The sequence below is a fragment of the Corynebacterium nasorum genome, from assembly GCF_030229765.1.
Taxonomy (GTDB): Bacteria; Actinomycetota; Actinomycetes; order Mycobacteriales; family Mycobacteriaceae; genus Corynebacterium; species Corynebacterium kefirresidentii.
Genome location: NZ_JASPGY010000009.1, coordinates 120,108 through 133,221, shown reverse-complemented (window position 1 = coordinate 133,221; position 13,114 = coordinate 120,108). Strand labels below are relative to the sequence as shown.

The following is a 13,114-nucleotide window of genomic DNA, read 5'->3' as shown; positions in this document are numbered from 1 at the left end:
TCAATCGGCATTCAAAAAGGCCAAATCTAACCCCCGCGACACGCCGAGCCAGACACACATTTTGACCCTTAACCCGAAAATGCAGATAAATACCCCATATATGGGAAACGACGCGGTGCCCCTACAGCGCCGCGTCGTCCCTATTCCCTATCACTCACAACGGATTGGAGAAACCGTTTGCCTACCCCCTAAGTAGGCTTTGTGAGCAAGACCAACTGTAGCATTCACACAATGCAAACGGTAGCGGACACCAAGATTCCCAGTTTCCACCAATATTTTTTATTCTTAGGTCTGCATTTTCAGACCTAATTAACCGAATCTTTAGTTTTTACTGTGGACAAGGCCCACCATTTTGCACTTAACCCAACGAGAGTGACAGCCAACAATACCGCAATCCCAGCCCAGAGGACGGCTTGTTCGCCTTCGTTGCCCGCCACCGTGACAGCCGCGGTAGTCCAATTCAGCGGCAAAAGATTAGAAATAACTTGCCATACCTTAGAAACCCCGGCAATTGCAGCGGATTTCCACAACCAGCCCACCAGCGCGGTCTGGCCGATGCCAAAGAGTGCCGCAAGAATACTGCCGGCAGTAATACCGCACAGGCCTAGCAGGCCACGCGTAATGGCCGTCATGGACAGCGCGCCCAGGAGAAGCGCCACCCCAGCCCAAGCCGCCGCCACGGGAGTAAAACCAGTGGCAAGCACGAAGAGGAGGATTTCCCCGATGGCCACCGCAGCCAGCGTTCCGCCAGCCACCATTAGCCAAGGGCGGAACCCTACGTGCCAGGCCATGCCAGCTGCCGCACCTGCGAGCAAGACCAAGGCGGAGATCAGCAGCGCCACAATAGGACTCAGCAAATGCGTCGGGCCTTGGGATGCAGTATGCACCGGCGGCAGGGCACGCTGAATATCGCCCACGTTCGTCTGATTTTGGGCCGCCATGCCGGAGAGCTTGCCGGCGCCGTCGTCAAGCTTGTCCACGCCTTCCTGCGCCTCACCGACGCGCTTGCTAAGCTCCGCTATACCCTCATTGAGCTCTTGCGCGCCCGATACCGCCTGATTCACGCCATCGTGATAGGCGTAGCCATTGACTGCCAACTGATTGGACAGATCGCGCGAGCCGTCCTTGAGCTTCTTGAGCTGGCCAGTTACCGAATTATCCAGGCGGAAATTATTCACCTGCGCGCGGAGATCACCCAGCTGCGCGCGAATATCCTTCGCTTCTTTGGATTTATTGCCTTCTAGATCGTGCATCGTGCCATCGATGGCCTGCAGGATCTGCCCCTGGACGGCCCCGAGGCCGACCACCTGGTCCACAGCGCCACCTACGCCATTGGCCAGCTCCGTGGCGCCGCCACCGAGCGTATTGGTTCCAGACTGCAGCTGATTGAGGCCGGATACCAGTTCTTGGGAGCCCGTCGCCAGCTTGTCGACGCCCCCTCCAAGCTCATCCGCCCCCCTGTTGAGCTCCCCCGTGCCGTCATCAAGCTGCTTGGCGCCCGATTTAAGCATGCTTGCCTGTGCCTGGGCGCGGCTGGCTGCTTCGGCGGCTTCTTTCACCTCTGGAGAGGAAGAATTTTCCCGTGGCGCGCCAAACGGCTGCGCGGCGCTAGACCAAGCATGGGCAGGTTCCCACTGCGCGAGGCCCGCCACCGTAGCTCCGATAACCAACGGCAGGGCAAGCAAGAAGATCAAGAGGACGCTGCGCCACCGGGAGGGAGACGCAGCGTCTGGGGAAGCAAGGCGTGAGGTCATGGTAATGAACCTATCCTTGCAGGTCACTCCCCTGCTGCAGGCGCGCCGAGCACCCCACATTGCCGATTACTCTAGAATATATGGCATGCCCCACATTTATTCCCTAGCTCCTTCCCGTTACCTTGCCACCGCGGCCTTCGTGCCGCTGTGCTTTGGCCTTGTTGCCTGCTCCAACGACGCCGATACGTCCGCAGAACCCGAGTTTTCCGATGCCGCTGCTCTTAGCTCCTCCGCCGAGGAGACCTCCTCCGAAGAAGCCACGAGTGAGGCCACCACGTCGGCAGCCGCAGAGACCACCGCCGAGGCTGAACCTACTTCCGTAGAAGCAGCTCCCTCCTCATCCCCCGCAGAAGCAGGCGATAAAGAGAGCGAAGACCAAGCCGCCGCGCCCGCCGATACAGGCCAGGGCGATTGCTCCCCAGAAGCGCTACAACCCACGGCCCCCAGCATGACAAATATCCGAGTCAGTGACTGCGATGGCCAATGGGCGCACTTCGGCAAGGACAGCACGGACTGGACAGCTTGGGCGCGCTACGACAATGGCCAGTGGGTAGCCATTGAGCCCATTGGCGAAGCCACCTCCGGCATGACCGCCCCGTGCTACGACGTAGACAAGTGGGCCGCCGAGGGGGCGCCCGCTTTCCTTACCGAAAATATGCGCCGCTGCGACTAGCCGCACAGCATAACTTCGCCCCCGTACCGCGCTTTATAACTGCGCGATACGGGGGCGGAGTTTTTAGTGCGGAGGGACTGCCGCGGAAGGATTACTTCTTCTCGGCGTAGACCTCACGCACGCGCTGGCCAAGGGCTGGGTGCACCTTAGTCCAGTAGTCGTAAACGCGCTCCTCGGTTTCCTCAGATACACCTGCCATAGCATTGGTGATATTGGTAACCAAGCGCTCCTTGGCGGCGTCATCATAGACGTTTTCGTACAAGTCGCGCGCCTGCACGAAATCATCATCTTCGGAGTGGCGAACGTACGGTGCACGCACCAGATCGCCGCCGTAGGACTCCGGATTGATATAAAGCTCCGCCGCGGTGGTGGTCTCGAGCTGGGAGCGGTCATTCACAGCGGCGTCGTCAAGCACGCCAGTGCCCTTTTCATAGCGGTTCGGCGAGTACACCGGATCCTCCGGGGCATTGAAAAGGAACTGCATGCTGCCCTCGTGCTGATAAGTATTGACCTCATCCACATTCTGCGGCTGGTTGACCGGCAACTGCTGGTAGTTCGGGCCAATGCGGTAGCGCTGCTGGTCAGCGTAGGCGAAAACGCGTGCCTGCAGCATCTTATCTGGGGAGAGGCCAACACCCGGCACGATATTGGATGGATCGAGCGCCACCTGCTCAATCTGCGCAAAGAAATTGCGTGGGTTGCGGTTGAGCACGAAGTAGCCCACATCGTGCAGCGGGTAATCCTTCTTGGACCAGACCTTGGTTAGGTCGAAAGGATTAAAGCGATAGTTCTCCGCCTCATCCAGCGGCATGATCTGTACCTTGACGTCCCAGACTGGGTAATTGCCCTCCTCGATGGCGTTGTAGAGGTCCTCGCGGTGGCAATCCGGGTTCTGGCCGGCGGTCGTGGTGGCCTCCTCGTCGGTGAAGTTCTCTACGCCCTGGCGGGTCTTAAAGTGGTACTTCACCCAGAAAGCCTCGCCTTCTTCGTTGACCCACTGGAAGGTGTGGGAGCCGTAACCATTTTGGTGGCGGGTCGACTTCGGCGTGCCGCGGTCACCCATGAGGTAGGTGACCTGGTGGGCAGACTCCGGGTTGCGGGTCCAGAAATCCCACTGCATATCCGCATCGCGCAAACCATTGGTGCCCAGACGCTTCTGGGAGTGGATGAAGTCAGGGAACTTCTGGCCATCGCGAACGAAGAAGACTGGGGTGTTATTGCCCACGATGTCTAGGTTGCCTTCCTCGGTATAAAAACGCAGCGCAAAGCCGTGTACATCGCGCCAGGTATCCGGGGATCCCTGCTCACCGGCGACGGTGGAAAAGCGGCCCATCATCGGGGTGACGGTGCCCTTCTGGAAGACCTTGGCCTTGGTATAGGCGGATACATCTTCCGTAATGTGCAGCTCACCGAAGGCGCCGTGGCCCTTAGCGTGCGGGGTGCGCTCCGGCACGCGCTCGCGGTTGAAGTGGGCAAGCTTTTCAATGAGGTGGATGTCATTGAGCACCACTGGTCCCTGCTGGCCAGCAGTCACCGAGGTGTTCTCGGAAGGAACTGGTTGGCCAGACGGGCGGGTGGTATTGCCCTTGCCAGCGGGGCGCTGGCCCTTGTTCAGGATGTCATCAGCGGTGAAATCAGTCATTTTGCCTCCTGGCAATCAGTGGATATGTACCACCAGTGTGGCAAAAGAATCACCGGTTGTCAGGGGTCTAAAAGGAGTGTAGGGGCTACTGGTAGATTCATTCAGGTGACTCACCACTCCGCAGCAGATGACGCCCGCGTCACCGACCTTGCCCTTCGGGCCGGTCGCGGTGACCGTGCGGCGCTGACGGAGTTTATTAGGGCTACCCAGGATGATGTGTGGCGTTTGCTAGCGCATTTAGGCGGGCCGGAAGGCGCCGACGATCTCACCCAAGAGACCTATCTGCGCGTGATCAGCGCCCTGCCACGCTTTGCGGCCCGGTCCTCGGCACGCACGTGGTTGCTGTCTTTAGCCCGGCGGGTGTGGGTGGATAATATTCGCCACGATATGGCCCGGCCGCGCAAATCTGCCACCGAATACGAAGACGCCATGGGTGCGGCACCAGAAGAGTCCACGGCATGGAGTGAATGGATAGATGCCCGCGCGCTTATCGACGCCCTCCCGGCCGACCGCCGCGAAGCCCTCATTCTCACCCAGGTGCTGGGCTACACGTACGAGGAGGCGGCCAAGATTGCTGGCGTGCGGGTAGGTACTATCCGCTCCCGCGTCGCGCGCGCCCGCAAGGATCTGATCGCAGGGACAGGTTAATACCCCCATACCGGCCCCTTGAGGCGGCGAGATAATTTCACCTGCAAATTGTTACGCTCTGGTTACCTTGCACCCCAAGAGCCCCAATTTTTGGCATTTAGCTGCAGATTGTGCACCGGATACTGGGTGAAGGAGGCCACAATTAGGGCGATTCTTGCCCGAAAGATTTGTCCAATGTGTGGTTTATTAGATCTGTACACACGTGATAAATCGACCGTCGATCCGGGCCCGCGCGATCCCAATGCCGGGCCCGGCGCGTGTGAGTAAGAGAGTTTCTCCCTTTCATGTTAAAACGCGCAATCGGAATTTCCATGGCGTTTATCGGCGTCGTCGTGGGCGCAGGCTTCGCCTCCGGCCAGGAGGCCATGCAGTTCTTCGTGGCCTTTGGCAAGTGGGGTCTGTGGGGCATCGCCTTGGCCGCTGGTTTGATGATGATCACCGGCGTGTCCATCCTGCAGCTCGGCTCGTATTTCCAGGCCGAGGAACATACCGCTGTCTACGACAAGGTCGCATCGCCGTTTACCGCCAAGATTTTGGACTGGTCCACCCTGGTGACCCTGTTCGCCATCGGCTTCGTCATGTTCGCCGGCGGTGGTTCTAATATCAATCAGCAGTTCCCGTCCATACCTGTATGGGTAGGCGCCACCGCGATGCTGATTCTGGTACTGCTCGTCGGCCTGATGGATGTTGACCGCGTGACCGCAGTCATCGGTACCATCACCCCGTTCATCATCATCTTCGTGGTGCTTGCCACCGGCTATACCATTGTCAACGCGGACGTAGACTTCTCCGCTATGAATGACTGGGCGGTTAATAATGTAGATACCTCGCTGCCCAACTGGTGGCTATCCGCGCTGAACTACACCGGCCTGAACGTGATGACGGCTGTGTCCATGTCCATCGTCATTGGCGGTAACTTCCTAGATAACCGTGCAGTGGGCATTGGTGGCCTTATCGGTGGCTTGCTCTACCTCATCCTATTGGCCCTGCTGGTCTTCGCCCTGTTCTTCGAAGCTAAGGACGTCAACGGTCAAGATATGCCAGTGCTGGCATTAATCACGGGCATCCACCCGGTACTGGGTGTGCTCATGACCTTTGTTATTTACGGCATGGTCTTTAATACCGCTATCGGCATGTTCTACGCGCTGGGCAAGCGCTTGACCCGCAATAATCCTAAGCGCTTCTACCCTGTCTACGCTGTTTGCTGCATCGTCGGCTTCGTCCTGTCCTTCGTGGGCTTCCAGACACTGGTCAGCAATGTCTACCCGATCTTGGGTTACTTGGGCCTGCTGATGATCGCGGTGATGGTCTTCAACCGCATCAAGAACGGCAGCAAGCTGGCCGATGAGTCCGACCGCCGCATGCGCGCACACGAGCTGGTTTCCCGCCGCCTGGATCCGCGTAAGCGCTTCACCAAGAAAAATGAGCGCGAGCTGCGCAAGCTGGCTGCGGCGTCCAATATGGAAACCACCGAGTTCGTCACCAATATCGCCGAAGAGATCCACGAAGAGCTCGAAAACGATGAGGATCTCGATTACGACCGCGAAGATCCGGAGCCATCCGTGACCTACGTGCAGCACACCAAGCCGGAGGTTCCGTCCTCCGATAGCGACCTTGACTTTGGCAAGAAGGATGCTGCCGCTGATAGCGGCAAGGCTACGGGCACCGCCAAGCCAGTCTCTGAGGACTAACCTTCTCGCCCACGTCAATCAAGACAAAAGCTCGGCGCCCTCCTTATCCCGTAACGAGGAAGGAGGGCGCCGAGCTTTTTGTGTGACCTGCGACGAAGCGGAACCTGCTTAAACGAGTAGCTCCGCGATCTGGATGGTGTTGAGCGCGGCCCCCTTGCGCAGATTATCGCCGGCGACAACGAGCACGAGGCCCTTGTTATCGTCCACCGTCTGGTCCTGACGGATGCGGCCTACCAAGGATTCGTCGATGCCGGTGGCAGCGAGCGGGGTGGGGACGTCGGCAAGCTTAACGCCCGGGGCACCGCTCAAAAGCTCGGTGGCCTGCTCGGGGGTGATTGCCTTGTCGAACTCGGCGTGGATGGTCAGGGTGTGGCCGGTAAAGACCGGGATGCGCACGCAGGTACCTGCAACCTTCAGCTCCGGAATGTCTAGGATCTTGCGGGATTCGTTGCGCAGCTTTTGCTCCTCATCGGTCTCTAGGGAGCCATCATCCACGAGGTTGCCGGCCATCGGCAGCGCGTTATAGGCAATGGGCGCCACATAAGGGCCAAAGTCCTCGTCATTGAGTGCAGAGCCATCGCGGACCAAACCCACATTGTGCTCGCCAACCGAATAGACCTGCGCGGCCAGCGCCTGCACGCCGGCCAGGCCGGAGCCGGAGACCGCCTGGTAAGAGGACACATGCAACTTGTTCAGGCCCGCGGCATCGTGCAAGACCTTCAGCACCGGCATAGCGGCCATGGTGGTGCAATTCGGGTTCGCGATGATGCCCTTAGGGGTGTTCTTGGCTTCCTGTGGGTTGACCTCGGAGACGATGAGGGGAACCTCTGGATCCTTGCGGTAGGCCGAAGAGTTATCCACCACGGTCGCACCGGCCGCGGCGAACACTGGAGCCCATTGCTTGGAGGTAGAACCACCGGCAGAGAACAAGGCGATATCAACGTCGGCGACGGATTGCTCGGTAACCTCGGCGAGGTCCTCAACGGTAATCTGCTCGCCGCGGAATTCGAGCTCGGTGCCGGCGGAGCGGGAAGAGGCGAAAAAGCGCACCTTATCGGCCGGGAAATTGCGTTCTTCCAAGATGGAGCGCATAACGCGGCCGACCTGGCCGGTAGCGCCTACTACTGCAACAGTGGTCATGACTATAAATCCTCTGTAGTTGCTGTGGGTGTTTAACGTCCGGTTCCAGCATAAACCGTGGCTTCTTCTTCGCCACCAAGCTGGAATTTCTCGTGCAGTGCACGGGCGGCCTTTTCCAGGTCAGCCTCGCGGGTGAGCACGGAGATGCGGATTTCAGAAGTGGAGATGAGCTCCATATTGACGTTGACGTCGCGCAGGGCCTCGGTGAACTCTGCGGTAACGCCCGGGTGGGATTTCATGCCGGCGCCGACGAGGGAGACTTTCCCCACTTGGTCGTCATACAGCACATTGGCCCAGCCTCCTTCAGATTTCAGCTTGCTCAGCAGCTCCATGGCACGCGGGCCGTCGGCACGCGGGCAGGTGAAGGTGATATCGGTGGTGCCGTCCTCCAGGGAGGAGACATTTTGCAAGACCATATCGATATTGATCTCTGCATCGGCAATGACGCGAAAGACCTTCGCAGCCTCCCCCGGGCGATCCGGGATGCCCAGGACGGTGACCTTTGCCTCGGACTTATCGGTTGCTACACCAGTTAGTACTGCTTCTTCCACGGGGATATCCTCCATCGATCCGGTAACTAGGGTGCCGGGGTCATTTGAATAAGACGAGCGAACTCGCAAGGGTACATTGAATGCGCGGGCGTACTCCACGCTGCGCAGGACCAAAATCTTGGAACCTACCGCGGCCATCTCCAACATCTCCTCAAAGGAGAGCTTGTCTAGCTTCTGCGCGTCTGGGACGATGCGCGGGTCTGCGGTGTAGACGCCGTCGACATCGGAGTAAATCTCACACACATCCGCGTTTAGCGCGGCAGCAAGTGCCACCGCGGTGGTGTCGGAGCCACCGCGACCCAAGGTGGTGACATCGCGCGATTCCTTATTAACGCCCTGGAAGCCGGCGACGATACAAATCTTGCCTTCGTCCAAAGCCTCGGTCAGGCGGCCCGGGGTGACGTCCACGATGCGGGCATTGCCGTGGCGCTCGGTGGTGAGCACTCCGGCTTGGGAGCCGGTAAAGGACTGGGCGTGGGCACCAAGCGATTCCACTGCCATGGCCACCAGAGCATTAGAGATTCGCTCGCCGGCGGTAAGCAACATATCCATCTCTCGCTGCGGCGGGACGGGATTGACCTGGGCGGCAAGGTCGAGCAGCTCATCGGTGGTATCGCCCATGGCGGAACACACCACGACAACGTCGTTGCCCTGCTTCTTGGTGGCCACGATGCGCTCCGCAACGGCGCGGATGCGGTCTGCGGATTCGAGGGATGAGCCGCCATACTTTTGCACGATCAGGGCCACGGTAAGGATGCCGCCTTTCGTCGTTCAAGGCATCCCTGGCGTGTGTGTACACGCCCGGAAATACCTGTCGTTCATTAGTCAAAGACCCATGCTACCCCGCAGGGTCTTTGCCCTCATCATAATTCCTAGACAATGCTTAATTTTTATTCACACGCCCCCAACGTTAAGCGCACCACACGCTCGCTTCCTCAGCGCAGAAAAACGCGCGCCATGCAGGGAAGAATATGCATATAGCAGGATTTTTTACTACCGTTGAGCGGGTGTTAAGCAACCTCCTCGCCATCTTTTTCGCGCTCGCATCCGCGCTGACGGTTGCTTGGGGCACGGTCATCCGCCACCGCATTGCCCTCGACGCCGATGATTCGGTCATGCGCGCCGCCATGTCCAACCCCTTGTGGTGGGTGGGCACCGCGGCCGCCATTGGCGCCTATGGCCTGCAGGTCATCGCCCTCGGTTTTGGTACCTTGCTGGTGGTCCAGCCCATCTTGGTGCTGTCCTTAATGTTTACCCTGCCGCTTTCGGCGTGGTATTCCGGCCGCAAAATGCCTTTCCACGAGGTCTTTTGGTCTATTGCATTGACCATCGCGGTGGGCATCATGGTCGTCTACGGCCGTCCGGTCGCAGGAAACCCCCGCCCGGAATGGAGCGATTGGTGGCCGGCGCTCCTTGTAGGGTTGGTCACCCTCGCCCTACTTGCTGCGGTAGCCACGAAGCTACCGGATAACCGTCCCTTAGCGTTGGGCACGGCCTGCGGCGTCATCTACGGCTTCGTCGCCCTGCTATCAAAGGCCGTGGTGGACATTTTCACCCACGAAGGCCTTGCCACGCTACTGGCAAGCTGGCAGTTCTACGGCCTCATCGGTCTCGCGCTCACCGGCACCGTAGTGCAGCAATATTCCTTTAATGCCGGCCCCCTAGCCCATTCCCTGCCGGCCATGACCATCTTTGAACCCATCGTGGCCTTCGGCTTGGGCTACATGGTGCTGGGAGAGAAATTCCTCATCGATACGGCCGTCGGTTGGGCAATTATGCTCATCGCCCTTACCGTTATGGTGCTCTCCACCATCGTGCTCTCCCGCAGCCCGGTAAGCCAGCGCGGCTAAATGGCCCACTCAAATACGCCGAGCATATAGGCCGAAAACCACGCCCCGAACAGGGCCCAGGCGCCAACCGCCACGCTTGCCGACGTCCCCTTTTTCACCCACGGCAACAACACAATCACCGCCGGCAGGAGCAGCCGGGGCCGCGAGTGCATAATGCCATCAGAAAGCAGTACGTTCGCCATCAGCACCGCAGAGAATAGCCAGGCCGCTAACGGCAGGCGGCGCCATGCCAACACAAGGAAAACCGGGGCAGCGATCATCACGCCGGCGCTGAGCAGATATCCACCGTTAGTAGCCCCGCTAAGCGTCTCCCAAAGCCAGATAACCGTGGCTTTGCCGCCATCAAAGCTGGAGTTCCAATGTTCTTTCTGGATCCCAAAATAACCGCCAACTTCTTTGAGATGGCTGCTCGACCACCACAAATACCCCACCAGCGGCACGACCGAAAACACCACCGCGGCCCAGGCCCGCCAGTTCTTTCGCGCCCGCAGCAGCACCATGAATGCAAAGACCGCAACGAGATCCACCGCGGTAAGACGCACGAGTCCGGCTACAAAAATTAGTGCCGCGGCAGCCCACCATCGCTCATCTACGAGCGCCACCACCGCCCATATGGCCAGGGCCCCAAAAAGTGCCTCGGTATACGGCATGGAAAACACGATGGACATCGGCGCACAGGTCACCATCACAGCACTGAGCACCTGGGCCCACTTCCCCATGCCCATGCGCGCAGCCAAGGCCATCACACCGGCAGCCAGCGCGATGCTAAAGAGCACATTGAGCGCAATGGCCGTGCCCGCTTCGTCGGTACCAAAGATGCTGCTTAACCCACGCACGAGGAAGGGGAATCCCGGGAAGAAGGCCATGGTCGTCTCATGGACCGGCCCATCCGTAGAAATATCCGCACCAAAGTACCCGCCGCGGGCGATTTCTACGTAGTGCTTAGCGTCCCACTTATTGAGCAGCCCCCACAGCTTATCGTCCTGCGCGGCGGCCACCGCTGCGAGTACGCCTACGCGCAATGCGGCTCCAATGAGTGCAACGAGTGCGGCAGGCGCCCACAAGGAACGCAATATGGATGATGTTTGGGGCTTGGCATGGCGGGGATTAGACACGAAAGGCATGGTACCCCACCACCACCGCGTCTCATTGAATGAAATCTCTTGCCGCACAGTGAGAAAGCCTGTAGTGTGACCGATATGACACAGCGGAATGACCTACTCCTTATCTGCCGCGGCGGGATTTCGGCCTAAGCACTGGCCAGCGCCCCGTCGCGGAGTCCGGCTACCCAAGCCCAGCTGGCCGTCTTTCCCCATAGACACCAGAAAAGGAAACCGCACCCCATGTCCCCCACCGACTCTTTTATCAGCGCCCCGCGCGACATCACCACCCCCACCGGCCCACGCCGCGAAGGACAACCCGCGTGGAATAAGCAGCGCGGCTCCGCCATGCCCCACGAGCGCTATCAACCCTTCGCCGTCGAGGTAGAAAACATCGACCTGCCGGACCGCACATGGCCTAGTCAGAAAATCACCCACGCTCCCCAGTGGTGCGCGGTGGATCTGCGCGATGGTAACCAAGCGCTGATTGATCCCATGAGCCCAGAGCGCAAGCACCGCATGTTCGACCTGCTGGTCAAGATGGGCTACAAAGAAATCGAGGTGGGCTTCCCCTCTGCCTCCCAAACCGATTTCAACTTTGTCCGCGAAATCATCGAGGGCAATAAAATTCCCGATGACGTCACCATTCAGGTCCTGGTACAGGCCCGCGATCACCTGATCCGCCGCACCTTTGAAGCTTGCGAGGGCGCCAAGAACGTCATCGTGCACTTTTATAACTCCACCTCGAAGCTGCAGCGCCGCGTAGTCTTCCGCAAAGACAAACCTGCCATTAAGAAGCTGGCCACCGATGCTGCCACACTCATTAAGTCCATCGCCGCCGACTACCCAGATACCACTTGGCGCTGGGAATACTCCCCCGAATCCTTCACCGGTACCGAGCTGGACTTCGCCCGCGAGGTCTGCGATGAGGTGGTAGACATCATGGATCCGTCCCCAGAGAATCCAATGATCATCAACCTGCCATCCACCGTGGAGATGATTTCGCCCAATATCTACGCCGATTCCATCGAATGGATGCACCGCAATCTTGCCCGCCGCGAGGACGTCGTGCTCTCACTGCACCCGCATAATGACCGCGGCGAGGGAATCGCCGCCGCCGAACTTGGCTTTATGGCGGGCGCGGACCGCATCGAAGGCTGCCTTTTTGGCAACGGCGAGCGCACCGGCAACGTAGATCTCGTCACTTTGGGCCTGAATATGCTCACCCAGGGTGTGGACCCGCAGATTGATTTTTCCGATCTGCCGCAGATTCGCGAAACCGTTGAATACTGCAACCAGCTGCGCGTGCCGGAGCGCCACCCCTATGGCGGCGAATTGGTCTTTACTGCGTTCTCCGGTTCCCACCAGGACGCAATTAATAAGGGCTTGGACGCGCTGGCAGCCACCATCCGCCCCGGCGCGAATAATACCGAGGTCTCGTGGGAAGAAATGCGCGAGGCCATCTGGGAGGTTCCTTACCTGCCCATCGATCCAAAGGACGTGGGCCGCGACTACCAGGCGGTCATCCGCGTCAACTCCCAGTCTGGCAAGGGCGGCGTTGCCTACATCATGAAGACCGATCACGGCATCAATATGCCTCGCGCCATGCAAGCGGAATTTTCCAGCGTGGTCCAGGAAATCACCGACTCCGAAGGCGGCGAGGTCAATTCCAAAAACATGTGGGATATCTTTGCCACCGAGTTCCTGGACCGCGAGGCTCCGCTGACCCTGGAGTCTTTCCATATGGACAATGCCCCAACAGAAGATGGGGATGCATCGGTGACCGCCACCGTGGCTTTCCACGGGGAAAAGTCCACCGTCTCAGGCAGCGGTAACGGACCCATTGCGGCTTATGCCAACGCCCTGGAATCCCTGGGCATCGACTTCGAGGTCATGGAATACTCCCAGCAGTCCCGTTCCGCCGGCGACGACGCCGAGGCCGCCTGTTATATCGCCGCCGACGTCAACCAGAACAAGGTCTGGGGAGCGGGCATCGCCGGGTCCACCACGCGGGCTTCCATCAACGCGATTAACTCCGCCGTCAACCGCGCCCTGGCCTAGGCCT

The 13,114-nt window shown here is 59.3% G+C and carries 10 protein-coding genes; 5 read left to right on the top strand and 5 right to left on the bottom strand.

The window, feature by feature from the left end; translation table 11 throughout:
• Window positions 1-305: 305 nt before the first annotated feature.
• A complete protein-coding gene (locus QP904_RS10455) occupies window positions 306-1,754 on the bottom strand; it encodes a hypothetical protein (RefSeq protein ID WP_284836022.1) in 1,449 nt (482 codons plus the stop codon).
• Window positions 1,755-1,839: 85 nt separating this feature from the next.
• Between QP904_RS10455 and QP904_RS10450 the strand changes: the two genes are divergently transcribed.
• Window positions 1,840-2,427 (top strand): hypothetical protein, encoded by a 588-nt coding sequence (locus QP904_RS10450; RefSeq protein ID WP_200288361.1) that lies wholly within the window; start codon window positions 1,840-1,842, stop codon window positions 2,425-2,427.
• A 91-nt stretch (window positions 2,428-2,518) separates the two neighbouring features.
• Here QP904_RS10450 and QP904_RS10445 read toward each other — a convergent pair whose 3' ends face one another.
• On the bottom strand, window positions 2,519-4,069 hold the full coding sequence (locus tag QP904_RS10445) for a catalase (protein WP_200288362.1): 1,551 nt from the start codon (window positions 4,067-4,069) through the stop codon (window positions 2,519-2,521).
• A gap of 105 nt (window positions 4,070-4,174) precedes the next feature.
• Here QP904_RS10445 and QP904_RS10440 point away from each other — a divergent pair, with 105 nt between their 5' ends.
• A complete protein-coding gene (locus QP904_RS10440) occupies window positions 4,175-4,717 on the top strand; it encodes an RNA polymerase sigma factor (RefSeq protein WP_200288363.1) in 543 nt (180 codons plus the stop codon).
• 284 nt (window positions 4,718-5,001) lie between these two features.
• Complete coding sequence (locus tag QP904_RS10435; protein WP_239204845.1) at window positions 5,002-6,408, top strand: YkvI family membrane protein; 1,407 nt, start codon at window positions 5,002-5,004, stop codon at window positions 6,406-6,408.
• 108 nt (window positions 6,409-6,516) lie between these two features.
• Here the strand turns inward: QP904_RS10435 and QP904_RS10430 are convergent, their stop codons facing one another.
• Together QP904_RS10430 and QP904_RS10425 are read right to left on the bottom strand one after the other, a co-directional pair.
• Window positions 6,517-7,548, bottom strand: coding sequence for an aspartate-semialdehyde dehydrogenase (locus QP904_RS10430; protein WP_284836021.1), 1,032 nt, complete (start codon window positions 7,546-7,548; stop codon window positions 6,517-6,519).
• Window positions 7,549-7,580: 32 nt separating this feature from the next.
• Window positions 7,581-8,846: an aspartate kinase gene (locus QP904_RS10425; protein WP_200288366.1), complete on the bottom strand. Its 1,266-nt coding sequence runs from the start codon at window positions 8,844-8,846 to the stop codon at window positions 7,581-7,583.
• A 224-nt stretch (window positions 8,847-9,070) separates the two neighbouring features.
• Here QP904_RS10425 and QP904_RS10420 point away from each other — a divergent pair, with 224 nt between their 5' ends.
• Complete coding sequence (locus tag QP904_RS10420; protein ID WP_200288367.1) at window positions 9,071-9,949, top strand: DMT family transporter; 879 nt, start codon at window positions 9,071-9,073, stop codon at window positions 9,947-9,949.
• Here QP904_RS10420 and QP904_RS10415 read toward each other — a convergent pair.
• Window positions 9,946-11,073 (bottom strand): mannosyltransferase family protein, encoded by a 1,128-nt coding sequence (locus tag QP904_RS10415; RefSeq protein ID WP_239204849.1) that lies wholly within the window; start codon window positions 11,071-11,073, stop codon window positions 9,946-9,948. The genes QP904_RS10420 and QP904_RS10415 overlap by 4 nt on opposite strands.
• 219 nt (window positions 11,074-11,292) lie before the next feature.
• Here QP904_RS10415 and leuA point away from each other — a divergent pair, with 219 nt between their 5' ends.
• Complete coding sequence (leuA, locus tag QP904_RS10410) at window positions 11,293-13,110, top strand: 2-isopropylmalate synthase (protein ID WP_284836020.1); 1,818 nt, start codon at window positions 11,293-11,295, stop codon at window positions 13,108-13,110.
• Window positions 13,111-13,114 lie beyond the last annotated feature (4 nt).

What these genes read in the sequence shown, in the direction of transcription:
- QP904_RS10455 (WP_284836022.1), bottom strand. Translation starts at nt 1,754, where the DNA reads ATGACCTCACGCCTTGCTTCCCCAGACGCTGCGTCTCCCTCCCGGTGG.
- QP904_RS10450 (WP_200288361.1), top strand. Translation starts at nt 1,840, where the DNA reads ATGCCCCACATTTATTCCCTAGCTCCTTCCCGTTACCTTGCCACCGCG.
- QP904_RS10445 (WP_200288362.1), bottom strand. Translation starts at nt 4,069, where the DNA reads ATGACTGATTTCACCGCTGATGACATCCTGAACAAGGGCCAGCGCCCC.
- QP904_RS10435 (WP_239204845.1), top strand. Translation starts at nt 5,002, where the DNA reads ATGTTAAAACGCGCAATCGGAATTTCCATGGCGTTTATCGGCGTCGTC.
- QP904_RS10430 (WP_284836021.1), bottom strand. Translation starts at nt 7,548, where the DNA reads ATGACCACTGTTGCAGTAGTAGGCGCTACCGGCCAGGTCGGCCGCGTT.
- QP904_RS10420 (WP_200288367.1), top strand. Translation starts at nt 9,071, where the DNA reads ATGCATATAGCAGGATTTTTTACTACCGTTGAGCGGGTGTTAAGCAAC.
- QP904_RS10415 (WP_239204849.1), bottom strand. Translation starts at nt 11,073, where the DNA reads ATGCCTTTCGTGTCTAATCCCCGCCATGCCAAGCCCCAAACATCATCC.
- leuA (WP_284836020.1), top strand. Translation starts at nt 11,293, where the DNA reads ATGTCCCCCACCGACTCTTTTATCAGCGCCCCGCGCGACATCACCACC.